24 protein-coding genes are annotated in these 25149 nt (G+C 52.8%); 17 read left to right on the forward strand and 7 right to left on the reverse strand.

The window, feature by feature from the left end:
• The first annotated feature begins 14 nt into the window (after positions 1-14).
• From EDM56_RS17295 to EDM56_RS17335, 9 genes are all read left to right on the forward strand, one after another.
• Complete coding sequence (locus EDM56_RS17295; RefSeq protein ID WP_122919109.1) at positions 15-989, forward strand: Gfo/Idh/MocA family protein; 975 nt, start codon at positions 15-17, stop codon at positions 987-989.
• Between the two features lie 5 nt (positions 990-994).
• Entirely contained in the window at positions 995-1963 is a 969-nt protein-coding gene (locus EDM56_RS17300) for a Gfo/Idh/MocA family protein (protein ID WP_246009421.1), read from the forward strand.
• Between the two features lie 43 nt (positions 1964-2006).
• The gene (locus tag EDM56_RS17305) at positions 2007-2834 is read left to right on the forward strand and encodes a sugar phosphate isomerase/epimerase family protein (RefSeq protein ID WP_122919111.1); all 828 of its coding nucleotides are present in this window, start codon (positions 2007-2009) and stop codon (positions 2832-2834) included.
• Between the two features lie 33 nt (positions 2835-2867).
• A complete protein-coding gene (locus EDM56_RS17310; protein WP_122919112.1) occupies positions 2868-3866 on the forward strand; it encodes an ROK family protein in 999 nt (332 codons plus the stop codon).
• 262 nt (positions 3867-4128) lie between these two features.
• Positions 4129-4728 carry a QueT transporter family protein gene (locus tag EDM56_RS17315; RefSeq protein WP_122919113.1) on the forward strand — a complete coding sequence of 200 codons (600 nt, stop codon included), beginning with the start codon at positions 4129-4131 and terminating at the stop codon, positions 4726-4728.
• On the forward strand, positions 4729-5568 hold the full coding sequence (locus EDM56_RS17320) for an energy-coupling factor ABC transporter ATP-binding protein (RefSeq protein WP_122919114.1): 840 nt from the start codon (positions 4729-4731) through the stop codon (positions 5566-5568).
• On the forward strand, positions 5568-6410 hold the full coding sequence (locus EDM56_RS17325) for an energy-coupling factor ABC transporter ATP-binding protein (RefSeq protein WP_122919115.1): 843 nt from the start codon (positions 5568-5570) through the stop codon (positions 6408-6410). Before EDM56_RS17320 ends, EDM56_RS17325 begins: the two co-directional genes overlap by 1 nt.
• 4 nt (positions 6411-6414) lie before the next feature.
• Complete coding sequence (locus tag EDM56_RS17330) at positions 6415-7239, forward strand: energy-coupling factor transporter transmembrane component T (protein WP_122919116.1); 825 nt, start codon at positions 6415-6417, stop codon at positions 7237-7239.
• A 95-nt stretch (positions 7240-7334) separates the two neighbouring features.
• Entirely contained in the window at positions 7335-7847 is a 513-nt protein-coding gene (locus EDM56_RS17335) for a DinB family protein (RefSeq protein WP_122919117.1), read from the forward strand.
• A 53-nt stretch (positions 7848-7900) separates the two neighbouring features.
• Here EDM56_RS17335 and acnA read toward each other — a convergent pair whose 3' ends face one another.
• Positions 7901-10615, reverse strand: a complete 2715-nt coding sequence (gene acnA / locus EDM56_RS17340; protein WP_122919118.1) for an aconitate hydratase AcnA — start codon at positions 10613-10615, stop codon at positions 7901-7903.
• A 209-nt stretch (positions 10616-10824) separates the two neighbouring features.
• On the opposite strand from acnA, the gene EDM56_RS17345 reads away from it, so the two are divergent.
• The 5 genes from EDM56_RS17345 to EDM56_RS17365 all read left to right on the forward strand — a co-directional run bounded on the left by EDM56_RS17345 (position 10825) and on the right by EDM56_RS17365 (position 18217).
• The gene (locus EDM56_RS17345; protein WP_122919119.1) at positions 10825-11604 is read left to right on the forward strand and encodes a carbon-nitrogen family hydrolase; all 780 of its coding nucleotides are present in this window, start codon (positions 10825-10827) and stop codon (positions 11602-11604) included.
• 455 nt (positions 11605-12059) lie between these two features.
• Positions 12060-12521 (forward strand): MarR family winged helix-turn-helix transcriptional regulator, encoded by a 462-nt coding sequence (locus EDM56_RS17350; RefSeq protein WP_122919120.1) that lies wholly within the window; start codon positions 12060-12062, stop codon positions 12519-12521.
• Positions 12518-15661, forward strand: a complete 3144-nt coding sequence (locus EDM56_RS17355; protein ID WP_122919121.1) for an efflux RND transporter permease subunit — start codon at positions 12518-12520, stop codon at positions 15659-15661. Before EDM56_RS17350 ends, EDM56_RS17355 begins: the two co-directional genes overlap by 4 nt.
• Positions 15662-15677: 16 nt before the next feature.
• A complete protein-coding gene (locus tag EDM56_RS17360; protein WP_122919122.1) occupies positions 15678-16919 on the forward strand; it encodes an efflux RND transporter periplasmic adaptor subunit in 1242 nt (413 codons plus the stop codon).
• Between the two features lie 125 nt (positions 16920-17044).
• Positions 17045-18217, forward strand: a complete 1173-nt coding sequence (locus EDM56_RS17365) for a pyridoxal phosphate-dependent aminotransferase (RefSeq protein ID WP_122919226.1) — start codon at positions 17045-17047, stop codon at positions 18215-18217.
• A 58-nt stretch (positions 18218-18275) separates the two neighbouring features.
• On the opposite strand, the gene EDM56_RS17370 is transcribed toward EDM56_RS17365, so the two are convergent.
• A complete protein-coding gene (locus EDM56_RS17370; RefSeq protein ID WP_183192489.1) occupies positions 18276-18701 on the reverse strand; it encodes a helix-turn-helix domain-containing protein in 426 nt (141 codons plus the stop codon).
• Positions 18702-18902: 201 nt separating this feature from the next.
• Between EDM56_RS17370 and EDM56_RS17375 the strand changes: the two genes are divergently transcribed.
• Entirely contained in the window at positions 18903-19373 is a 471-nt protein-coding gene (locus tag EDM56_RS17375) for a hypothetical protein (protein WP_122919124.1), read from the forward strand.
• 58 nt (positions 19374-19431) lie between these two features.
• On the opposite strand, the gene EDM56_RS17380 is transcribed toward EDM56_RS17375, so the two are convergent.
• The 3 genes from EDM56_RS17380 to EDM56_RS17390 all read right to left on the reverse strand — a co-directional run bounded on the left by EDM56_RS17380 (position 19432) and on the right by EDM56_RS17390 (position 22295).
• The gene (locus EDM56_RS17380; protein ID WP_246009422.1) at positions 19432-20685 is read right to left on the reverse strand and encodes a M20 family metallo-hydrolase; all 1254 of its coding nucleotides are present in this window, start codon (positions 20683-20685) and stop codon (positions 19432-19434) included.
• A gap of 150 nt (positions 20686-20835) precedes the next feature.
• Positions 20836-21681, reverse strand: coding sequence for a family 1 encapsulin nanocompartment shell protein (locus EDM56_RS17385; protein ID WP_122919125.1), 846 nt, complete (start codon positions 21679-21681; stop codon positions 20836-20838).
• Between the two features lie 26 nt (positions 21682-21707).
• The gene (locus EDM56_RS17390) at positions 21708-22295 is read right to left on the reverse strand and encodes an IMEF encapsulin system ferritin-like cargo protein (protein WP_122919126.1); all 588 of its coding nucleotides are present in this window, start codon (positions 22293-22295) and stop codon (positions 21708-21710) included.
• A gap of 246 nt (positions 22296-22541) precedes the next feature.
• Between EDM56_RS17390 and EDM56_RS17395 the strand changes: the two genes are divergently transcribed.
• The gene (locus EDM56_RS17395) at positions 22542-22823 is read left to right on the forward strand and encodes a DUF2325 domain-containing protein (RefSeq protein WP_122919127.1); all 282 of its coding nucleotides are present in this window, start codon (positions 22542-22544) and stop codon (positions 22821-22823) included.
• 60 nt (positions 22824-22883) lie between these two features.
• Positions 22884-23021, forward strand: coding sequence for a hypothetical protein (locus EDM56_RS31525; RefSeq protein WP_183192490.1), 138 nt, complete (start codon positions 22884-22886; stop codon positions 23019-23021).
• A 171-nt stretch (positions 23022-23192) separates the two neighbouring features.
• Here EDM56_RS31525 and EDM56_RS17400 read toward each other — a convergent pair whose 3' ends face one another.
• Together EDM56_RS17400 and EDM56_RS17405 are read right to left on the reverse strand one after the other, a co-directional pair.
• On the reverse strand, positions 23193-23441 hold the full coding sequence (locus tag EDM56_RS17400; protein ID WP_122919228.1) for a S1C family serine protease: 249 nt from the start codon (positions 23439-23441) through the stop codon (positions 23193-23195).
• A gap of 9 nt (positions 23442-23450) precedes the next feature.
• Entirely contained in the window at positions 23451-25097 is a 1647-nt protein-coding gene (locus EDM56_RS17405; protein ID WP_122919128.1) for a recombinase family protein, read from the reverse strand.
• Positions 25098-25149: the final 52 nt, after the last annotated feature.

Raw genomic sequence — 25149 nt, forward strand, 5'->3', positions numbered from 1 at the left:
GGAGGGAAAAAGTGATGAAACTAGGGATCATCAGCTTTGCACATATGCATGCATACAGTTACGCACAAGCGATTGAAAAAATCGAAGGGGCCGAACTCATCGGGATCGCCGATGAAGATGAAGCGCGCGGCAAGGCAGCTGCAGAAAAGCTTCATACAACGTACTATGCAGACTATCAGGAGCTGCTCAAGCAATCCATCGATGCGGTGATCGTCACCTCGGAAAACATGAAACACAAAGAGCATGTTGTGGCGGCGGCGAAAGCGGGCAAGCACGTCCTGTGCGAAAAACCGCTGGCGACGAATGTGGCGGATGCTGAAGAGATGATCGCTGCTTGCCGCGAGAACGGTGTGAAGCTGCAAACGGCTTTCCCTGTTCGGTTCCATCCGGCAGTCCGTCGTGCGAAGCAGATGGTGGAGGCAGGCAAGGTCGGCCGCATCATGGCGATCCGTGGCACCAACCGCGGTAAAAATCCGGGCGGCTGGTTTATCGATCGAGCCAAATCAGGCGGCGGCGCAGTGATCGACCATACCGTGCACGTTGTCGACCTGATGCGCTGGTTCATGGGTGCTGAGGTGAAGGAAGTGTATGCGGAAGTCGACAATTTGCTTTGTGACACGCCGATCGACGACTGCGGCATTTTGACCATGGAGTTCGATAACGGTGTGTATGCGACGCTCGACTGCAGCTGGTCGCGCAACAAATCGTTCCCGACATGGGGCGATGTGACGATGGAGATCATCGGTACCGACGGGACGCTGTCGCTCAACACGTTCGGTCAAAAGCTCGACGTCTACAACGATGACAAAGGCTTGACGTGGGCCTATTGGGGCGACGACATGGACGGCGCACTGGTGAGCGATTTCCTGGCTTCTATCAAGGAAGGCAAGGCACCATCGATCACAGGCGAAGACGGCATGAGGGCCGTTGAGGTTGCATTGGCTGCGTACCAATCCTCCGAAAACAAGCAGCCGGTCAAACTCGGGTAAGCGCCATGGCAGCGAATAAAGTGAGAGTCGGAATGGTTGGCACAGGTGGCATAGGTCGTGTCCATCTGGCTAATGTCAATAAAATCGAACAAGCGCAACTGGTCGCGGTTTGTGATGTGAATGAGGCGAGCGTAGCCGAGATTTGCGAAACATACGGCGTAGCCGGGTATATGGATTACGAGGCGATGCTTGCGGCCGAACAGCTTGATGCGCTGTTCATCTGTGTGCCGCCGTTTGCGCAAGGAACGTTGGTAGAGCAAGCGGCAGCGCGCGGCATTCACCTGCTGGTAGAAAAGCCGATCGGGCTTGCAATGGAAGAGGTCGAGCACAAGCTGAAGGCGATTCAAGACGCGCAGATTCTTACCTCCACCGGGTATTGCTTGCGGTATTTGGACATCGTTGCCCAGGCCAAAGCGTATTTGGCAAACAAAACGATCGCAATGGTTCGCGGGCACTACCTGACGTCTTTCGTGCAAACCCCATGGTGGCGCGAACAGGCGAAATCGGGCGGCCAGCTGGTGGAGCAGGCAACCCACACACTGGACATGATGCGCTACTTGGTGGGAGATGTATCCAAGGTCTACGCGAATGCGGCATTGCGCGTGATGGAGGACGTGCCAGGGCTCGATATTCCGGACGTAACATCGGTAAGCCTCGCATTTTCCTCGGGTGCGATCGGAACGCTCGACACGACGTTCACTCAACCAGATCATCGCACAGGTGTCGAAGTGCTGGGCAAAGGCTTCCGGTTGCAGATCAGCAGTCGGGACCTGACGATCGTCGACGCGGAGGGCACGCACTCATATAGCAGCACGCTTGATTTTTACCTGGCACAAGATGCTGCGTTCATTCGCGCAGTGGCAACGGGAGATGAAACACTGATCCTCGCGCCGTACGCGCAGGCGTTACAAACGTTGAAGGTCACACTGGCTGCGAACGAATCTGCAAAATCGGGATCGCCAGTCACGTTGTAAACGATCGTTTTTGCAACGACATGAAGCAAGGAAGGTGTAGGGCATGAATTGGAAAAAAGGAATCAACGCATGGTGCTTTCCGGCTAACATCGAGCTGGTCGAGATGTTCCGCCAAGCCAGTGCGCATGGATATACGGGTGTTGAACTGAATTTGGCTGATCAAGGTGAAGGCGCGTTTCATCTGGGAGCGTCAGAAGATGAGCTGCAGGCGATCGGGCAGTTGGCCGGTCAAAACGGCTTGGAGCTGCCGAGCGTCTCGACTGCGCTCTTGTGGAAATATCCGTTGACACATGAGGATGAGATGGTTCGCCAGCAAGGGATGCTCGTGGTGGAAAAAATGATTGAAGCGGCGGCGGTTTTCGGTGCCAAAACCGTATTGGTTGTGCCGGGACTCGTTACTCCGGACGTCAGCTACGATGTCGCATATGACCGCGCCCTTGAGGCAGTACGCAAGCTTGCCAAAAAAGCAGAGGCGTACGGCGTCAAGATCGGGATTGAGAACGTGTGGAACAAGTTTTTGTTGAGCCCGCTGGAAATGAAGCGGTTTGTCGATGAGATCGACAGCCCGTGGGTAGGCGCTTATTTTGATATCGGAAATGTGGTCCAATTTGGCTTTCCGGAGCAATGGATTCGCATATTGGGCAAACGCATCATCGCGTTGCATGTGAAAGATTTCAAAACGTCCGCTGGAAATGGGACGGGATTCGTGCCTCTTTTGGCAGGCGATACGCCGTTTGAACGCGTGGTTGAGGCAATTGAAGAGATCGGCTACGAGGGCTACATCATGCCGGAAATCACGCCGTACGGCCGCCATCCAGAGCAGCTGATCAGCCAGACATCCCAAGCGATGGACGCAATATTTGGCAAGTAATAATGAACTCGTTTGTAAGGATGTGCAAAAGCGATGATCCAGGAGAAAAACTACGCAATTGGGCTGGATCTCGGCGGAACCAAAATACTGGCTGCCTTGATCGATGAACAAGGGCGGATCGTCCACAAAACGACGTGTCCAACGCTTGCAGCCGAAGGGCAGGAGGCGGTTATCGGCCGTATCCTGTCCTCGGTGGAAACCGTGCTGACGGAAAGCGGCATCACAGTAACATCGGTTCGCGGTGTCGGGATCGCTACGGCTGGCGTGATTGATACGAAAGCCAACAAAGTGCTGTACGCGAACAATTTGGGCTGGGAGCACGTCGCGATCGGCCAGATCGTATCCGAGCGCTTTGGCCTGCCTGTCCAATTGATCAATGACGCGAATGCCGCAGCGGTAGCAGAATGGGTGTTCGGTGCAGGCAAAGGCACCGACAACGTCATTTATGTCACGGTAAGCACAGGGGTCGGCGCGGGATTCATCAGCGACGGCCGTTTAATAACAGGCAAAGGGGACAGCGCGGGCGAGTTCGGTCATATTTCCATCGATCCGGATGGACCACCGTGTGCCTGTGGGAATCGAGGCTGCCTGGAAAACTACGTGTCAGGGCCCACATTGGCAAAAATCGCGCGCACGAGGCTTGCGAACGGCGAGAAAAGTGCATTTCTTAGCCAGTACCCGCTTGAGCAAATCACAGCAAAGGAGATCGGAGAAGGCGTCATGCAAGGCGATCCGCTCTGTAAGGATATTCACCTTCGCGCTTCCCGCGACTTGGGAGCGGGCATCACCAGTCTGATCCATTTGTTCAACCCGGAGCTGATCGTCGTGGGTGGCGGCGTCATGACCACCGGTGACTACTTGTTCGCAGAAACGGAGAAGGTTGTGCGTGAGCGTGCGATCTCCCGCATGGCGGAGCAAGTGCGTCTTGTACGCAGCAGCTTGGGCGGCGAGGCGGGTGTGCTCGGTGCGGCTGGGTTATTCCTGCATCGCAATCACCAACCGGTACGTGCATTGACCCAGCTGCAAACATAAAGAAAATACACCACAGTTCAAATAGGCGAGAAACTCAGTCATCGACACAGAGGATCTCGTCTATTTTTTATACAGATAAGAATTTAAAAATTCTTATCCAGTATAAGTGCAACCGCGGCTCCGCCAAAAGCATGGCGTAGCCAGGTTTTCTAATGTTCGACAATGATTTCATCGGCGTATAAACAATTGCTAGATTTACCATAAAAGCGGTAATATATAGGATGGTAAATTCTATCATTTCGTCTTTTTGGGAGGCCATAGAATGGAAAGATCACTTTTTCGCCGTAAATGGACGACCGTCGATTTTGTCCTGATCGTCGTCACAGCGGCGCTATATGCAGTCGCCTTGATTATGCTGGCACAGGTGAAGCTGATTCCGCAGGTGCCGATCCGTCCAGCCAATGCGCTGCAACCGGTCTTTGGCATGCTGTTTGGAATTCCTGGCTGCCTAGGCTTGGCTTTTGGCAATCTGGTTAGCGATTTGATGACGGGCAGTGCTGCGCCACACATTTTGACTACGGGCTTTGTCTCCAACTTTTTGGGGGGATTTATCGGCTATGTGCTAGTGAAAGATCCTTCGCTGAAACGCGGTCGCAGCTATGTTGAATATTACTTGTTTGTGGTGCTGTTCGCTTCGCTTGTCGTCGCATGCTCCATTCTGATCAACGTAGCGCTTGGCTTTACCCCGAAAGAAGTGGCAGCAGGTTTCATTCCTGCAGTTTTCATGAACCAAGCGATTTCCACCGCCATTTTGGGGCCGATTCTTCTGAAGCTGCTGTACCCATTCGTAAAACGGGCGGGTTTGTACCGTGGACGCCAGATCGGCAGCGGCTATGATTTGCCTGCCAGAAAGGTATTTTAAGTGAGTTCGGTACTATCGCTATCAGACGTCTGCTGGCGCTATGAGGATGGGGCAAGCTGGACGCTTGCGGGAATCGATCTGTCCTTGACGGAAGGTGAGGTCGTCGGCTTGGTTGGCCTCTCGGGCGCTGGCAAAACGACGTTGCTGCTCGCGATGGCCGGATTGATCCCGGCGAATTATGCAGGTCAATTCAGTGGAAGGTGCAGCGTGCAAGGCGAGCTGGGGATCGTGTTTCAAGATCCGGAAACGCAATTCATAGGGTTGACGGTAGAAGAGGAGATCGCGTTTTCGTTGGAAAATCGGGGGCAAGACGACCGGGCGATCGAGCGTCGAATTGAGGACGTGCTGGCGCTGGTCGGCTTGTCCGGCTTTGCCAGCCGCTCGCCGTTTGAGCTTTCTGGGGGTGAAAAGCAGCGCGTGGCGATCGCATCGGCACTCGCACATGCGCCAAAATTGTTGCTTTTGGATGAGCCGACGTCCGAGCTCGATCCGAAAGGCGCTCGCGAGGTGTTCTCCCTTATTCGCCGATTGAAAGAGGAAGAACGGATGACCATCTTGGTCGCGTCCCATGCGACGGAGGAATTGGCCCAATTTTGCGACCGCATGCTGTTGATTGCCGATGGTGCGATTGTGATGGACATGCCGGCAGACGCATTTTTTTCTCAGGTGGCTTCTCTCGATGCGCACGGAATTCACGTCCCAGATATGGTTCGACTGTATCATGCGCTCTGCACAGAGGGCGTCCTGGACGAAAAGACGACGCCATGCCCGCGCACGGTAGAGGATATGCTGACACTGTGGCAGTCGCTCGTACGCAAAGGTGAGGTGGCGATTCCGTGATGCAAGAACAACAGCGGCCTTTGATTCAGTTTGAACGAGTGGAATACGGCTATGAAAAAGGAAAACCGGTCTTGCGCGGCATCGACCTATCGATCAGGCAGGGAGAGTTTATCGCGCTGATCGGCGGCAACGGTTCAGGCAAAACGACGCTGGCCAAGCATTGCAACGGCTTGTACAAGCCGACTTCCGGCACCGTACGTGTTGAGGGGAAGGACACTGTGACGATGTCTGTCGCGGAAATGGCAGGCGTCGTTTCATACTGCTACCAAAATCCCGATCATCAAATTTTTCAGTCGACAGTCGAGGCGGAAGTGGCGTTTGGTCCGCGGAACATGGGGCTCTCCGAAACCGAGATTCAAGGGCGGGTCGAAGAAGCGCTAGCCGCAATAGGGCTCATCCAATTGCGCAAGGAGGAGCCTTACTTCATGGGAAAAGGGACGCGTCAAAAGATTGCGGTCGCTTCCGTTTTAGCCATGAAGCCACGGGTAATCGTGCTCGACGAGCCGACAACAGGTCTCGATCACCACGGAGTTCGCGAGATGATGGCTCTGATCGCAGCGCTGCACAGGGCAGGGCATACCATCGTGGCGATTACACATGACATGAGGCTAGTTGCCGAATATGCCGAACGGGTCGTAGTCATGCGCCAAGGGGAGATCATTTGCGATGATGTGCCTGCACGCGTCTTTGCCCAGCCTGAACGGTTGGCAGAGGCGCAGGTCGAGCCGCCAGCCTTATCCCGGTTTGCACTTGAAGCAGGATTGACGGAACCGCTGCCGCTCACCTTTGATTCCCTTTACGTGCAGATGGCGAAAAAACTGCAGGAAAGGGGCGGGAGGTAGAGTCATGCGGCAGGATACACAATCGTACCGCTCTGCTTTGTTTGCAGACAGGCACCCGAGTTTTGCTTTGCTGTTTTTCATAATGGTGGGGATGTTGCCTTTCCTGTTTCAGGACCCGCGTTTTTTGCTCCCGCTCTTTTTGCTCAATCTGCTTTTTGTGCGCAAGGGCAACTGGACGGGGATGCTGCGAAAAGCCTACCTGGTTGTCGGTGGCATCGGCGGGCTGTTTACGCTGCTCTCCTGGCTGCCGCTTACGCAAGTCGGCTATGCGTACTGGCAGAGCGAAATTCCGCTGATCCATTATCCTGTGCAAATTACGGACACCGGGGTGTTATGGGCTTGCGGCATGGGGCTACGCATCGCCAATGTCGCCTTGTTGTCGATGTATTACTTGATGAGTACATCACCGAGACAACTGGCGATGGGACTGCGCGGGATTGGTGTCCCGTATTCCATCGGCTTTTTGCTCTCGCTCATCTTCCGGTTCATCCCGCTGATCAAGCATGACTTGGGCACGATTCGGGAGGCGCAGATGGTCAGAGGGATGGCTTTTGAACGAGGAAATCTTGTCCGAAAGCTGAAACAATACGTCGTCTTACTGGTCCCGCTGATTTTCACCTCGCTGAAGCGGGTGCAGCTGATCGCCAATGCGCTCGACGCCAAAGACTTCCGGATGCGCAATCCACAGCATCGCTTTTACCGGATGCCACGCTGGCAGCCCATAGAATGGCTTGCGCTTGGAGCATGCTTTTGCGCCGTTCTAGCACTCGCTTATATGGCCCGCATCCATCCCGAGCATATCGGCGTGCTATTACCAGGACGAATTTAGAAAAGAGCATTCAATCATTTGAAATTTTTTGAATGATTTGGTAAAATTCGAGTGATTTCAAGAGAAATGGCTTTTACAAAAAGGGGGAGCGTTTTGTGAATCAGCGTCCAGCAGCGGAAGACCACTCGGCTTATTACGGGCAATACATCGGATTGGTTCCCGATGGAGAAATTTCGGAGATTTTGGTCGATCAGCATGAGGAGATGACCCGCTTTCTTTCGGAGTTAACAGAGGAGCAGGCAAGCCATCGCTATGAGGAAGGGAAATGGAGCATAAAAGAAGTGATCGGCCATATCGCGGACACGGAGCGGGTGATGTGCTATCGTCTGCTTCGCATCGCGCGGGGGGATCAAACCGCTCTTCCCGGCTTTGATCAAGATTTGTTTATGGAAGGTATTTCGTTTGACGCGTATTCGGTAGCGGACCTGTTGGAAGATTATTCGGCAGTGCGACGCGCCACGTTAACATTGCTGCGTGGTTTGCCGGCTGAAGCGTGGGATAGAAAAGGCGTGGTGAGTGATAACAACACCACGGCGAACGCATTGGCCTACGTGATTGCTGGCCATGAGCTGCATCACATGAACATTATCAAAGAACGGTATTTGTAGGCATAAAAAAGGCTCTCGGAATGACCGAGAGCCTTTTCTTATTGGTAGGAATCTTATTTACTGGTGCGCAGTTGGCGTAGTACGGATTGCAAGATACCGCCGTTTTTGTAGTAGTCGACGTCAACGGTGCTGTCCAGACGAACGATTACATCGAATTCGAATGTGCTGCCGTCTGTACGGGTTGCTTTCACTTTCGTGCGTTGACCAGGTGTTACGTTGTCGTCGATACCTACGATATCGAATGTTTCGGTACCGTCGATGCCGAGGGACTGCCAGCTAGCGCCATCTGCGAATTGCAGTGGCAGCACGCCCATACCAACGAGGTTGGAACGGTGGATACGCTCGAAGCTCTCAGCGATAACAGCTTTTACGCCAAGCAGGAAGGTACCTTTTGCTGCCCAGTCACGGGAGCTTCCTGTACCGTATTCTTTACCAGCCAGTACAACGAGGTTCACGTTGTCTGCTTGGTATTTCATCGACGCATCGTAAATGCTCATCACTTCGCCGGTTGGCAAGTATTTCGTTACGCCACCCTCTGTGCCTGGAGCAACTTGGTTACGGATGCGGATGTTTGCGAACGTACCGCGCATCATGACATCATGGCTACCACGACGAGCGCCGTAGGAGTTGAAGTCTTTGCGTTCTACGCCGTTTTCTTGCAGATATTTACCTGCAGGGCTGGTAGGGGAGATGTTACCAGCAGGCGAGATATGGTCAGTTGTGACGGAATCGCCCAACAGCGCCAATGTTTTCGCGCCTTTGATTTCAACGATATGGCCAGGTTCAGCAGCCAGGTCTTTGAAGAATGGAGGCTCTTGGATGTACGTGGATTTTTCATCCCACTCGTACAGATCGCCTTCTGGAGCATCGATTTCGTTCCAGCGTTTGTTTGCAGAGAATACATGCTCGTATTCGGAGCGGAACAATGCTGGGTTCATCGCTTTGCCCATTGCTTCAGACAGCTCTTGGGAAGTTGGCCAGATGTCTTTCAAGAATACAGGTTGTCCGTCTTTGCCTGTACCGATCGGCTCTTTGGTCAGGTCGATGTTGACAGTACCAGCCAAAGCATATGCGATAACCAATGGCGGAGAAGCCAGGTAGTTCGCTTTTACTTGAGCATGGATACGGCCTTCAAAGTTACGGTTTCCGGACAGAACAGCAGCTACAGTCAGGTCGCCGTCAGCGATCGCTTTGCTAGTTTCATCAGGCAATGGACCGGAGTTACCGATGCAAGTGGTGCAACCATAACCGACAACGTTGAAGCCGATAGTGTTCAAGGAATCGATCAGGCCAGCATCTTTTAGGTATTGCGTTACAACGCGGGAACCAGGAGCGAGCGAGCTTTTCACGTGAGCAGGTTTTACCAAACCTTTTTCAACCGCTTTTTTCGCTACGATACCTGCGCCCAGCATTACGCTTGGGTTAGAAGTATTTGTACAGGACGTGATCGCCGCGATTACGACGGAACCTGCTTTCAGTTCGGATTTCTCGCCATTCGCATAGGAAACCGGAACAGTTGTGTTGATTTTTTCTTCGGACAGTCCGAAGCCAGCTTTGTCGATAGGAGCACGCAGGCTTGCGTTGAATGCTTCTTTCATGGAAGTCAGTTCTACGCGGTCTTGCGGACGTTTTGGACCAGCAAGGCTTGGTACCACTGTGGACAGATCCAGTTCCAATGTTTCGGAGAATACAGGGTCTGGAGTGTCATCGGTGCGGAACAGTCCTTGTGCTTTGGTGTAGGCTTCAACCAGTTCCACAGTTGCTTCATCGCGACCGGTTTGACGCATGTAGTTGAGCGTCTCTGCATCGACTGGGAAGAAGCCCACAGTTGCGCCGTATTCAGGTGCCATGTTGGCAACAGTCGCACGGTCAGCAAGCGAGATGTTGGAGAGGCCGGAGCCATAGAACTCAACGAATTTACCAACCACGCCTTTTTTGCGCAGCATTTGCGTTACAGTCAGTGCCAGGTCAGTCGCAGTAGAACCTTCTGCCAAAGTACCGGTCAGTTTGAAACCAACAACCTCAGGTGTTACGAAATAGAGCGGTTGGCCGAGCATACCTGCTTCTGCCTCGATCCCGCCGACACCCCAACCTACTACACCAAGACCGTTGATCATGGTAGTATGGGAATCAGTACCAACGAGCGAGTCAGGGAAAGCAACCAATTCGCCGTCAACTTCACGGGAAGCAACAACTGTTGCCAGGTACTCCAGGTTTACTTGGTGAACGATACCTGTTGCAGGTGGTACTGCACGGAAGTTATCGAATGCAGTTTGTGCCCAACGGAGGAAACGATAACGCTCTTCGTTGCGTTCAAACTCCAGGTTCATGTTTGTGTCCAGTGCGGATTCGCTACCGAAAGCGTCAACCATCACGGAGTGGTCGATAACCAGGTCAACTGGTACAAGCGGGTTGATCCGTTTTGGATCGCCGCCGAAGCGTTTCATTGCGATACGCATTGCTGCCAAGTCAACAACAGCAGGTACACCGGTAAAGTCTTGCAGCACGATACGTGCAGGCATGAGTGGAACTTCTTGGTTCGCGTCGCGGCCTTTTGTCCAGGTCGCCAGCGATTGTACATGTTCTTTTGTGATGGCGCGATCGTCAAATTGACGAACAGCTGCTTCAAGCAGTACCTTAATAGAGAAAGGCAGCTTGGAAACTTCGCCGATGCCTTGCTCTTCAATTCCTTGCAAGCGATAGTAGGCGTACTCTTTGCCGCCAGCTTGCAAAGACGATTTCACGTTATAAGCGTCTTGCTTTGCCAAAGGAATGACCTCCTATGAATGGAATGAAGGCTGAGAAAGCTCGAGTTCCATCTAGTGAAACCGAGTTTCGTTTCTCGATCGTTTTCATTATACTCGATTTGCCAGTAGTATTCTACCCCATTTTCACAAAATGTTTAAATCTAGTGAAGGCAATTTCTAACCAATTGGAGAAAAAGATGATTTCCTGATGATAAGGGAGGAGAGAAAGCATGAAAGTAGCATCCATTCAAGTCGAAATCAAAGACACAGAAACGCGCGATGAGCGTATCAAACGGGTAGAGGGCATGCTTGACGCGCAGGCAGGAGCGGATTTGATTTTGCTGCCGGAAATTTGGGCGACCGGATATTTTTCGTTCGATCGATACCATGCGGAGGCGGAGCCAATCGATGGCGATTTCGTTCAGCGCTTTGCGCGAAAAGCGAAGGAACTGCAAACACTCCTATTCGCCGGCAGCTTTGTGGAGCGCGACGGCGACAACTATTACAATACGAGTGTTTTGTTCAGCCCGGCAGGCGAATTGATCGGCAGCTACCGTAAAATCCACCTGTTCCGCTATGGCTCGGCTGAAGGCCAGCTCTTGACCGCAGGCAGCGAACCGGTCGTCGTCGAGACGTCTTTTGGCAAAGTGGGACTGGCCACCTGCTATGACCTGCGCTTTCCGGAGCTGTTCCGCCGCCAAGTCGATTTGGGCGCTGAGCTGCTCCTGGTTACATCCGCATGGCCGCATGCACGGCTCGCACACTGGAACTTGTTCAACCAGACGCGCGCGCTGGAAAACCAATGCTATCTGATCTCCTGCAACTGCGTTGGAAAAACCCGCGACGTCTTCATGGGCGGACACAGCCAAATCGTCGACCCGTGGGGCGTCACCATCGCATCGGGCGGTGAGCACGAAACCGTCATCAAAACAGAGATCAACCTATCCCAAATCACCCACATCCGCGAAGTGTTTCCTCAATTAAAGCATCGCATGCTGCCAACTTCTTAAAGGAAGATATAAGAGAAAAAGAAAAAGCCGCCAAATCAATGGCGGCTTTTCGCATGTTATGCCTCGAAGCATTCCTGCTAACGAAATGTTTCTACATATTTAAAGAAGCTTTTATTTATCCTACCACAGCAGCGAAGGGCTTTTTGAAGAAAGCGGAGCACAGCCTTGACCATGCCGACCCAGGCGGAGGCAAAAAACGAAAACGCCTTTAGCGCCACATATCATCCTTGAGAGGCACCCGCCGCGCAGCGTGTGGCTTTGGGGCGCGGTTTTCGTTTTTTACCGGAGCCGGCCATTCCTGCCCTCAGGGGCATGGTAACAGCGAAGCGCAGCTTTCTTCAAAAAGCCCCTCACCTCCACCAATCCTTAACAATTCTTCATCCAATTATTTCTTGCTGCGAAATACCTTCTATGTCATAATATTTTGCAGCACGAAATAGTTTGTGGAGGCACTTATGAAACCTGTCATGCAATTGTCTTCTCTCATTTCACGAGTTTGCGAGCTGTATTTCCTGATCGGTTCCGAAGAGCTTGAACGATGCGGCGTCACAAAGCCACAGATGCTGATCATTCAGCAGCTCAAACAAGGCCCCAGAACCATCGGTGAAATCAGCAGGCTGGTCGATCTCTCCTACAGCACAACATCTGGCATCGTCGACCGCATGGAGCGGCACCAAATGGTCGTGCGCAAAAAGGATGAGAAGGATCGTCGGGTTGTTTGGGTTTCATTGGCGCAACATTTAAAAGATTTGGAGGATAAACTACCTTTTTTGCAGGAGCAGTACAATGAAGAGCTGTTCTCACGTGTGAAACCGGAGGATATGGAGGGAATCATGCAGTCCTTGCAAATCGTTTACACATGCTTTACGCACAAATGGGATGCGTTAAAGCGGGAGAAAGGGAGTGAACACGAATGAGTTTTTCCAGTTTTTCGATCAGACGGCCGATCACCATCATGATGCTGGCGATTGCGGTCCTGATCTTTGGATTTATTTCACTGCCCAAGCTGGCGGTGGATCTGTATCCGGAGCTGAATTTTCCGGTGGCGATCGTGGTCACTTCCGTTGACGGCGGCACGCCGAGCGAGGTGGAGAAGCTTGTCACCAAACCGATCGAGGAGTCGGTCGGAACCGTCGCCAACATCAAGCGGGTTACATCCAACTCGGCAGAGGGCGCATCACAAGTCATTGTGGAGTTCAACTGGGGCGTCGACATGGACCAAGCGACGTTGAACTTGCGCGACAAGGTCGACCAGGTGCGGGGAGCGCTGCCGGATTCCGCCAAGTCGCCGCGTATCTTGCGTCTGGACCCGAATTCGATGCCGATCATCACGCTGGCGGTAACGGGCGAATCCGACATCGTCAAGCTTAAGGCACTCGTGGAAAACGTCATGAAGCCGCGTTTGGAGCGGATCGATGGTGTCGCCTCTGTCGGTATTTCCGGCGGGAAAACGCGCGAGGTGGAAGTTGAGCTTGACCCGAATCGGATTGCGGCTTACGGCCTGACGCTGGACCAAATCCAGCAGGCGGTTATGAGCACCAATATTTCTGGTGCGGCAGGCGTCATTCGCCAAGGGGACGCCAAGATCAACATCAGGCTGCAAAGCGAATTCAAGGACGTTGCGCAAATTGGCGAAACGCCGATTCACGTCGGTCAAGGCAGCATTCAGTTGAAAAATATCGCGACAGTCAGCGACACGTTTAAAGAAGTCACGCAAAAAGCCTATCTCGACGGCATGCCGAGCGTCGGGCTCAACATCCTGAAAGCATCCGGCGGTAACACGATTTCCGTCGCCGATCAGGTGAAAGCCAAGCTTGCTGAGCTGCAGGCAGAGCTTCCAGCAAACATCAAGGTGACAACGACGCTCGATACGTCGACCTTCATTAAAGACTCGATTTATACGGTAGGCGAGCACGCCTTGGTCGGTGGACTTTTCTCCATCTTGGTGCTGCTTTGCTTTTTGAACAGCTACCGCTCCATGATCATCATCGCGATCGTGATTCCGATTTCGGTTATCGCGACATTCTGTCTGATGTATTTTACCGGACAGACGATCAACATGTTCTCCTTGAGCGGACTTACGCTTGGCTTGGGGTCACTCGTGGACTTTGCGGTCGTTATTTTGGAGAACATTTTCCGCCATCGGGAAGAAGGCAAAAGCATGTGGGAAGCCGCAGACATCGGCGCGCGAGAGGTCAGCACGGCCGTTATGGCGTCGGCATTGGCGCAAATTTCCGTATTTTTGCCGATTGTATTCGTCGAAGGTCTGGCCTCGCAATTGTTCGGCCCGCTTGCGCTCACGGTTGTCTTTTCCCACTTGGCAGCCTTGATCGCTTCCATGGCACTTGTGCCGATGCTTAGCGCTCGCTGGCTGAAACGACTGCCGAACACGGCGATTTACGAGAGCGGTACGTACCGTGGCATCAACCCGATTGTCTGGTTTAATGTCGGCTTCCATAAAGTGACGAAAGGCTACGGACGCTTGCTGCGCTGGTCGGTCGGCCACCGCAAAACCGTGTTTTTCATCACAATCGCGATGTTCATTGCGACGATTCCACTGGCGGGCATGGTCGGGGCTGAATTCATACCTAAGCTTGACCAAGGGAAAATCAGCGTCAACATCAAGCTGCCCAATGGTAGCATGCTGAAAGAAACGGAAGCCATTGTTACCCAAGTCGAATCATTTGCCAAAAAGGTTCCGGAGCTTGAGCAGCTATACACGTCGGTTGGTTCCGCCGCGGGCAATTCCGTTGTTGCGCAGGCAGCAACCAACGAGGCGCAGCTGACAATTTCGGTTGGGGATAAAGAAAAACGGAAGCGCACCACACTGGAAATCGTCGAAGATTTGCGTAAGCAGGTCGCGCATATCGCTGGGGCAGAAATAACGGTGAAGGAGCTGGACAACTCCGGCGGCCCGCCGACCGCTCCGCTTGAAATTAGCTTGCGCGGGGACGACATGGCGGTGTTGGAGGACATTAGCAGCATCATCGCCGAAGAAGTGAAACAAGTGAAGGGAACGAGAAACGTCACGACATCGCTTACGTCAAAACAGAATGAGCTGCAGCTGGTCGTTGATCTGCAAAAAGCAGGGACATACGGGCTTTCTAGCCAGCAGATTTTGTCCAGCGTGCGGACGGCATTCCAAGGACAGACCATCACCAAATTCCGAACAGGTGATGATGAAGTCGATGTTAACATGCGTCTGCCGGAAGCGTACAAGGATGACATTTCTTATTTGGAACAACTGCGGATTCCAACGCCGAGCGGTGCGCAGATCTCGCTTTCCTCGGTGGCTAAGATCGTCGAGGAAAACGTTCCGCAGCTGATTAAGCGCGTCAACCAAACGCGTGAAGTGACAATCACGTCCGACATCGTGGATCGCGATCTCAATTCCATTTCAGCGGATTTGCAAAAACGGTTGGCCGGGCTGCGGTTGCCGGACGGCTATACCATCGAGTATGGCGGCCAAAGCAAAGACATGGCTGAAGCATTCGGCAGCCTGGGCTTGGCGATCGTTCTGTCAATCGTACTGGTTTACATGGTCATGGCGAGCCAGTTCGAATCGCTGTTCGCGCCGTTTATCATCATGTTCTCCATTCCACCAACCTTCATCGGCGTGGTGATCGGGCTGTTGGTTACGGGAATATCGCTTTCCGTCTCAGCATTCATCGGCTACATTTTGTTGATCGGGATCGTCGTGAACAATGCGATCGTACTGATCGACTACATCAACACGCTGCGCAAAAAAGGTGTGGAGCGCAATGAGGCAATCTTCACAGCAGGGCCGGTACGTCTGCGTCCGATCCTGATGACGACGCTCGCGACGATTTTGGCGATTTTGCCACTGGCGTTTGGCGGTGGCGCAGGGAACGAATCGCAGGCGCCGATGGCCGTCGTCGTGACGTTCGGTCTGTCGTTCTCGACATTGATCACACTCATTTTGATTCCGGTGGTGTACACCTGGTTTGATGATTTGGGTAACAAGTTCCGCAATCGCAGAAACAAGCGCAAGGCCAAGAAAAAACCTGGAATTACTTCCGATCTGGCGGTCGAATAGGAGGCTCACAATCGCAATGAAAAAGAATGGGAAACTCACCCTTGGGCTGCTCGCGCTCTTTCTCGTGCTGGGAGGCTGCTCGGCAGGCAAGGAAGCGGCGGTCGAGCCGAAGCAGGAAGCAGCGCCGACACCAGTTCAGGTCGAACCGGTCAAGGCTGGCTACATTGAAATCAGCGCCGGAATCTCCGGCAAGCTGGCGCCTAGCGAAGAAGTGAAAGTGGCGCCAAAGGTGAGCGGCAAAATCAAAGACTTGAATGTAAAACTGGGCCAGCAGGTGAAACAGGGAGAAGTGCTGTTCACCTTGGAGCAGACGGACCTGAACAATGCGGTCCAATCGGCACAGGCAGCGCTAAACTTCGCGCAAGCAAGCTTGAATCAAAGCAAAACGAGCTCCAGCCAAGGTGTGGAGCAGGCGAAAAACAGCCTGCAGCAGGCGGAGAAATCGTTGCAGGACGCACAGCGCAATCTGCAGCGCATGCAGCAGCTGTTTAAGGACGGGGCGATCTCGACACAGCAGCTGGAGCAGGCGCAGCTCGCTGCAACGAACGCCCAAATCGCTTACTCGAATGCACAGGATGTCTACCAGTCGGCGCAAAAGCTGACAGGGGTGAATGTCTCCGAAGCGTCGTTCAACCAAAGCCGCGTCACGCTGGCGAATGCGCAGGAGCAGCTCGCAAATACCGTCATCAAGGCGCCGATTTCCGGCTATGTCGCGATGGTCATGGGCGCGTCAGGTGAAATCGCGTCACCGCAAGCAACGGTCGTTACCATCGTGGATACGGATCCGTTGAAAGTGAAAGCGAACCTGGCTGAGCAGGAAGTCACCAAAGTGAAAGTGGGCAGCAAGGTGAATGTAGAAATCACCGCGCTCGCCAAAACAGCAGAAGCGACGGTGACAGCAGTAAGCCCGGTAATGGATCAGACGCTCAAGGCGTACCCGATCGAAATCACCATCCCCAACCCATCTGGCGAGCTGAAGGCGGACATGGTGGTGTCGGTTAAGTGGAAAGCCGATGCCTCGACGGAGAAAAAATCGTTGATCGTCGCCAGAAAAGCGGTGTTTGACGAAGGTGGCAAACACTACTTATATTTGGTCGACAACAACGTCGCGAAAAAAGTAGAAGTTACCACAGGCAAGGAATCGAGCGACCTGATTGAAATCACATCCGGGGTTGCCGAAGGTAATACGGTTGTTGTGCGGGGCCAAACGCTCGTAAAAGACGGGGGCAAGGTCCAAATCCAGCAGACAGGGAATTGACACGCTGGCCCTGCGCTGGTACGCTCACTTCAACAGAAGTTTTTCCCCCTTCTTCTGTCAAAAGGAGAAGGGGGTTTCGCTATGCTCGATCGTATTTTGGGAGTGGAGAAAGGATGAGAGATGAGATGCGTATTCAACCGGCCTCGATGATGGGGCGGCTTCCGACCCAGTTTTTTGCGACACTGGTGGGAAAGGTCAACAAAGTCATTGCTGAAGGACATGATCTAATCAATTTGGGACAAGGCAACCCAGATTTGCCGACGCCACCACATATTATAGAAGAAATGCAATTGCAGGCGGCCAAACCGCTGCATCACAAATATCCGCCGTTTCAGGGCAGACGCGAGTTGAAACAGGCGATTGCTCACTGGTACAAGACGGAGTTTGACGTAGATCTGGATCCGGATGAAGAGGTTGCCATCCTGTTTGGCAGCAAGACCGGTCTGGTGGAGATTTGCCAAATCATGATGAACCCGGGCGATGTTGCGCTTGTGCCAGACCCTGGCTATCCAGACTACTGGTCGGGTGTGGAGATTGTCGGCGGCCGTATGGCGATGATGCCGCTGCGTGCGCAAAACAATTTCCTACCGGATTACGCAGAGCTTGCTCCAGCTGATTTGGAACGGGCTAAGCTGATGTTCCTCAATTATCCGAACAATCCGACTGCGGTCAATGCGCCGATGGAGTTTTATGAAGAGACCATCCAGTTTGCCCGTAAGCATGAGATCGTGGTATGCCACGATTTCGCCTATGGCGCGATCAGCTATGATAATCAAAAGCCGATTAGCTTCATGCAGGTGCCGGGCGCCAAAGAGGTCGGCGTCGAATTCTACACATTGTCCAAAACGTACAACATGGCAGGCTGGCGCGTCGGTGCGATGGTCGGCAACCGCGAGCTGGTCAAACTGATGAACGAGCTGCAGGACCATTATTTCGTCAGTTTGTTTGGTGCCGTACAGATGGCAGCGGTACGCGCGCTTACCGATTCGCAGCAATGCGTCCGCGACTTGGTCAACGTGTATGAAAAACGCCGCAATACGCTGTTTGATGGGCTGGCACGCATTGGTTGGGAAGCGAAACCGTCGCAAGGCTCATTCTTTGCCTGGTTGCCGGTACCGACAGGCTTCACGTCGGCTTCCTTTGCTGACCACCTGTTGGAAAAAGCCCATATCGCCGTTGCGCCGGGCATCGGCTTTGGTCCGACTGGAGAAGGCTATGTACGCGTGGCTTTGCTTTCCACTGAAGCGCGGCTGCAGGAAGCGGTCGAGCGAATCGAGAAGCTGAAGCTGTTTACCTAAGGCAAAAGAAACCCCCTTTCGCAAATCAGCGAGAAGGGGGTTTTGTTCGTTATGCGAATCAAGGGGAAGATACCTTAAGATGCGATTTCCCCGCTTTTTTTGCCCATTCGTCCAAAGCGGTCCGTGGGAACAAAAACGACTGATTCAGCTTGACGTACGGGATATCGGTATGATCAATGAGGGCATTCAGTTCTTTTTCCGTTAGATTCAAATAGCGCTGGGCTTCTTCCTTGGACAGCATAATGGTCTGCTGCTGTGCCGTTAGGAGGGAGCCGTCGTTCGCTTCGCCAAAAGCAGTGAAACGGGACAGCCCGCCAAGGAAATTGGACATGTTGGCTAATTGGCTGTTGATTTGCGCAGCGCTTGATGTGAGCGCCTCGCCATAATCAGCCACCCGATTAATTGCGGAATAAAGCAAATAAGAGCCGATCAGAATGGCAACGCCCAAAAAAATCATCGCTTTATCCAGGTAAGACTTTTGCATAAAAGGTGGCTCCTTTTGGGAATTTCCCATAGTATACCATATGGTCATACGCGGATAAAACGTATGGAAAAAGAAGAAGCTAATCGAATAAAAATCATTCTCAATTGTATTGACAGAGAATGATTTTCATTATAGGATAGCTGTATTGATAATGATAATGACTTTCAACGACAAGTCCAAATGCTGGATCAGGAGGTTGCCATGCGATACGAGATTAATGGATATACCGATATGTATACGGTCATCAGCAACGAACGAAAAATTGGCGGAGCGGTGGAAGCGGCAAAAATTCGCCTTCGTTCCGGGGAAGAGTTTTCTCATGCGGTGATAACCCGTTTAGAGATGTGTGACGCTCAGTTTTGCTCGATCGGCATCGTTACTGAAGAAGGGCAGCGGTTTATCGTACATATTCAAGATATCGGCATGGTCATTGATCCGGTTCATGTGAACGTATCGGACTTGTGCAACATCAAAATGCGCGAAATGAAAATGGCGGAGCGCCTCAAACGTTTGAAGCGTCTGGTGGAGCTCAATGAAGGCAGCTGTACGCTGCCGTTCCGTGAAGAAGCTCAAATGCTCGCAGAAGACATCGGTATCGAATATGCGCTTTCGCATGTAGACCTTCCTTTCCTGCCAAATCCAGATAAAAGCCGCGTTGTGCGGATCGCCTAACGAAAAAAGTACATCCAACCGTAAATGGTGGATGTACTTTTTGGTTTTGTCATCTTATCTACTGTTTTGCCAGCAACCGGGCAAGGGTGCGATATAGCAGTTCCGTTCCGAGCGACATGTCTCCCCAGCTGGAATATTCTTTCGGATTGTGGCTGATTCCATCTTTGCTGCGGACGAAAATCATCGCATAGTCGCAGGCGTAGGAGAGGGCGAGGGCATCATGGAACGGACCGCTCATCAGCTCAGGTGGTGTAAGGCCGATCGCCCCCGCTTCCTCACGCATGATCGCCTTTATCGGCTCGGCGCAATAGCGCGGCTCGCTGTTGGTATCCACGCTGATGCTGTAGGTGAGGCCATTTTCCGCGCAAATCGTCTCAATTGCTTCGCGGAGCTGGGCTTCCCGCTCGTTGCGACGCTCGATGTCGATGTCCCGCAAGTCGACAGTGAATGTCACGCGCTCTGCGATGATGTTGCGTGAGTTCGGGAATACTTGGAGATTTCCGACGGTTCCGACAGTAGGTGCCTCGGGATCTTGCTTGGCGATGTCATTGAGCGCGGTGATGATTTTGGCAGCGCCGAGAAGAGCGTCCTTGCGCAGTGGCATTGGCACGGACCCCGCATGACCTGCGAATCCGTTCAGTTCAACCGTCCACCACAACGGACCGGAAATGCCACTGACGATTCCGACCGGATGATCCAGTGCTTCCAATACCGGTCCCTGCTCAATATGTAGCTCCAAGAACGCACCGATGCTGCCGACCGGATACTCGGAAGCGGCGAAGCCGTCGAGATCGCAGCCGAAATCGATCAAAGCCTGCCGGCGTGTGATGCCATTCTGATCGGCACGCTCCAGCTCACCTTCCTCAAGCTTGCCGAGAATCCCGCGCGAGCCAAACAGTCCTTTGTTAAAACGACAGCCTTCCTCATCGCAAAACGCAACGAGCTCCACGGGGACAGGAGGGATGGCCCCGGACTCACGGTACGTCTGAATCGCTTCCAGACCCCCAAGCACGCCGAGGACGCCGTCGAAGCGGCCGCCGTACGGTTGGGAATCAATATGGGAACCAACCATCAAGACCGGGGCAGCTGGATCGCTTCCTTCCAGACGTCCGATCAGGTTGCCGAAATTGTCGATGCGTGCGGTCATGCCTGCTTCTTCCATCCATGATTTGACCAGTTCTACGGCTTTTTTGTCTTCGGGGGACAGCGCGAGGCGGCACACGCCTGTTTCGGCAATGCGGCCGATGTGAGAAAGGGCTTCAATTCGGTTTTGCAAGCGTTCCGAGTTAATGCGCATGGAATGGTCGGGCATAGAAAGAGCCTCCTTCAATGTGATTTATCGTCATTCTATTCTGAAAATAGATGCGATTATGAGAGAAGAAAAAAACAAGCGCCGCTTACGAATTCGAACCTGTATTGGTTTTAGCGTAAGCGGTGCTTGCTCTTAAGTTGCGGTGATCTGTTATTCCGTTTCTTCCAATGTGCAGATCGCGCTCGGGCGCTTGATCCGCAATGCGGCACACTCATAGACGCGCAGCAGGCTGTTCATTTGCTCGTCGCCAAGGAAGGCGGAGTCAAAGTCCTCGGCAATCGCCAGATCGAGGTTGTGTCTGCCGGTCGCGACGATCACGCCGGAGCGTCCTTTGATCACAGGGGATTGGTAGACGCCGTCTGTCACGAGATTGCGGATATGCTCGATCTCCAGCACGGTTGTACCTTTGTGCACGCGATGCAGGAGGGTATACAGCTCAGGAGAAACAACCATTGCATATGGGCCGCTATGACCCATTTTCAGCAGCTTGTTGCGGGCCTCGACCACATCGGCGAAGGCATTGCCGGATTCCATCCAGTCGCTTTTCAGATGGGTCAGACGGCCTTTGACATTCATCAGTCCAGGGAGATCAAACTCGCTGGATCCGTTGAAAATCAGGTCATCTTCCATCAGGGCGCAGCTCGCTGCAGCGTTGGCGGAAGCGCTCAGGTCGAGCGGCATGCCCAAAGTGCGCGCTTGCGAAATATCGCGGCGATACAGCATGAAATCTTTATACAGGATCGGGATCGTAAGGCTGACGCGGCGACTTGGCTGGGTCAGCTCCAGCGATTCTCCACGCAGATTCAAACCGCCGAAGCGGGATTCGTCATAAATGTCGTTGGTGATGGTTTGGACCCCTTCACCGAGCGGGCCGTAAATATCGAGAAAACGGCGACCTACCAGCTGGCGGCGCGCCATGTCGATAACCGTATCGTCCAATTGCTTCCATTCATCCCGGGAAAGAGGGGAGTCAGGGTAGCGGCTGAGTTTATCCATCGTATGTACCTCCACAAAAAGTGATTTTATTTACCGCGCAAGCTGCCCACGGTCAGCCCTTTTTTGGCTGGGATTGCCACTGCCGGAGCAGTAGCGGCTGGCGTAGCTGTTTTTGACGAGGCTTTGAGATGGTCTACCTGATGAATGTCGTGGCCGTGATCGTGGTCTTCTATGGACGAGAGTTTGACGTCTGAGAAGCGGCTGGCAAGCTCGGTCATGATATCTTTCATACGCAGATAGTCGTTTTGCGTTGACTCCCGCATGGTATTGAGCAGCGAACGGCGCTCTTCATCGCTGAATTCATAAAGCGAAAGCTCCAGATGTTCGCGAAAGTTATGTAATCCAAAGCGCTCTAGATTCAGGTCGGAGAGCATGTGGGAAAGCTCGCGGTCGCTTAGGTTTTCGACAGGTGCGGAGCTGATTTCTTTTAGATAAGGAATCAGTTCTTCCAGCCGGCCCAGCCGTTGCTCTTCTTCCTCTAATATGTGGTGGTAGTAAAGACGCGTATGCTCATCCTGCGCATTGTCGATCACAGGCTGAATGATGCTCATGAACTTGCCGATCGCAGCCTTTGTGCGCTCAAATATGGCATGTGCCTCAACGATTGTCTGCACGGTTCGCCACCTCCTTTATGTACTTGTCCTTATTATATCCTTGAAAATTCCAATGGAGCAAGACAACAAAAACATAGCCAGACAAAATTGGAAAAAATAGCACGAGCATTGTCACAAAAAAGTAGGCGATGAGTATTGTCAAAAACATTTGGGAATGATAATATTTATCAATAAGAATGAGATTCATTCTCAACAATAAAATTCAATCACTCACATACATAAAAAGCCTTAGGGAGGAACACAAACATGTCTCAAATTTTAGTCATTGGCGGCGATCGCCTCGGTAATATCGTCAATCTTCTACAGGATCGCGGTTTTCGCGAGGTCCATCACGTGACAGGGCGCAAAAGCTCGCAAACGAGCGTGAAAATCCCGGCGGGCACGGACCTGATCCTGGTTCTCACCGACTTCGTCAATCACAATCTGGCGAAAACGGTGAAATGCCAAGCGAAAGAGCGCGAGCTGCCGATTTTGTTCTGTAAGCGTTCGTGCGCTGCGATCGAGAAAGTTCTCGTTACCCCGGCGTAACATGACTAAGAATACCTACGCAAGGTTATAGTACAGATGAAACCACTGCGGGAGGTATGTATGGAGAACGCAAACAAACTCAATCAATTACCGATTGCCAGTCTCACGGAAGAGCAGCTGAATCAATTGAAGAAAGCAGAAGAAGCAATCAATCAGACGGGCGAAGATGTCTATTTGATTGCCTTTCAAAAAGAGTAAAAAAGTCCGATCCTCGATCGGGCTTTTTTTTTGTACGTGCCCTAGTCGGATGTCTATCGGCTGAGAGCATCACCCGTCACATGCTAATGCATGGTTCGGGCGATGCAAGCGAAACAGCCGAAAAAGAAGGAGGGGTTTCCCGCCTATCTTTTGTGAATCGCGCCTGGCGCATCAATCTGGGACGATTTCTTCCAGATAAGGCTTCAGGGAATTGACACCGATCGAAAACCCCAGGCTTTGACTAGCTTGAATGATAAACGCGTTCAATCCCACAACCTCGCCGTGCAAGTTGATCAAAGGGCCACCGCTGTTGCCAGGGTTGATGGCAGCATCGGTTTGCAAAATTTCCTCATATACTCGTTTCGCGACCTGAACCCGCCTGTTTTTGGCACTAATGATACCCGTCGTGACGGACTGCATACGTGGCAACTAAAGAGGGAAGTGGGTTGTGGTGAGCTCCGACGGCCGAAATGAGATCGCAAGCTCCAATACGGCAGGCTTGCCGCGTTTTCCCTTGCGGATGACCGAAAGCGACGCCGAATCGATGAGAAAGCGGAGCAGTCTGTTTTGGGCAGGAGCATACGCCAGCGATCGGTAGAGGGACAGAAGTGTGGCGTTTTCGATCTCAGGTGACCAGACAGGTTGTCGTTCCGTTCCGTCGTGCGATTTCGCTGGCGCGTCCTCGTCCATGTCTGCCGTTTTAAGTGACACAAGTTTTTCTTCCAGGAGCTGTCGTTCCTGCTCTACGCTTTGCTTCCGATGGCTGAATTCATGTTCGCTGTAGATGCCGAGCTCGAAATTGCGATAGATCGCCTCGAGCTGCTCCTGCAGCCGTTTGCGCTGCTGCTGTAAATAACGCTGCCTCCGTTCCTCCATCGGCTGCTGCGGTGATTCTTCGAGCTGGGCACGGTATGTGCGCAAGAAGTGCTGCCAATGCTGTCCACCTTCCGGCAGCGGGATGCTGCGCAACGCCTCTAGTAAGAGCCGCTCTACATCGCGGTAGCTGGTGCAGGCGCAGCCTTTTGTCGGACAAATGAGCATTTCCTTTACGCGGACTTTCTTCTCGCCATTTTTTTTGCTAGTTGTCCCTTTGGACACATGCCGTACCATGCGGCAATTGCACCGATTGCAGCGTACGATTCCCGCAAGCTCGGATGTTTGTCGGTTTCCAGGGGTAGAAGGCTTGGCGCGCTCGGCGATTTTTTGTTGCACGGTAAAAAACAGTGCTTCGGAAATGATGGGAGGGTGCGCCTCTGGAACGACGATCCATTCTTCCGCTGGCTTGGCAAGCCGCTTGGTGGCGTACGAAGTACAAGTGCTGTAGTGAATTTCGCCGAGATACACGCGATTTTGCAGGATGGCCTTGACGGTTTGGGCGTTCCAGTGTGTAAGCTGGGTGGGCGAGGGAATGCCGAGCTCGGTCAAGTAGGTCGCGATGGCCCGATAGCTCATTTCTTTGGCGTACCGACCGTTCGCATACAGCTCAAAGATGAGTCGGACGATGTCGGCTTCCGGCTCCTGGATCATCAGCCGTTGGGTGGACGGGTTGGCGGCATAGCCCAATGCGGGAGTCGAGCCCATGAACTTCCCGGAGCGGGCATACGCGTATTTCGCCCCCTGCATCCGCTCGCGAATCGTCTCGAACTCCTCGCGGGAGAGGAATAGTTCAAAGCGGATTTGCCTGAGGTCATTGGCGTTTTTCGGATCATACAGACGATAGGGCGTGAGGATGAAGATGCGTTTTTGGCGCAGCAATTCATAGACAAGTCCGTAATCACGGAAATCTCCGCGGGTCAGACGGGAAATTTCCTTGACGGCGATGCAATTATAGCGGTTATCGGCGACCTCCCGCAGCAGCTGTGAAAACACAGGCCGGGTATCGATTCGCTCGCCGCTGCCGATCTCGATGAGCTGGTCATAGGGCAGACCGTATTCGTGCAAGACACGATCCATCAAGTCCTTTTGCAGGGCGATCGTATCCTCGCCAGTTCGCCGTTCGCGATCCGCATCCTCGCGGGAGCGGCGCAAATAGTTGACCACACGCATAATGTGAACGCCATCTGGCAATTTGGCCATGGAAAAGTCTCTCCTTTCGCCTGCATCGAAAGCTGTCTGTAGACAGTGTATG

It is taken from the genome of Brevibacillus fluminis (genome assembly GCF_003710825.1).
GTDB classification, from domain to species: domain Bacteria; phylum Bacillota; class Bacilli; order Brevibacillales; family Brevibacillaceae; genus Brevibacillus_D; species Brevibacillus_D fluminis.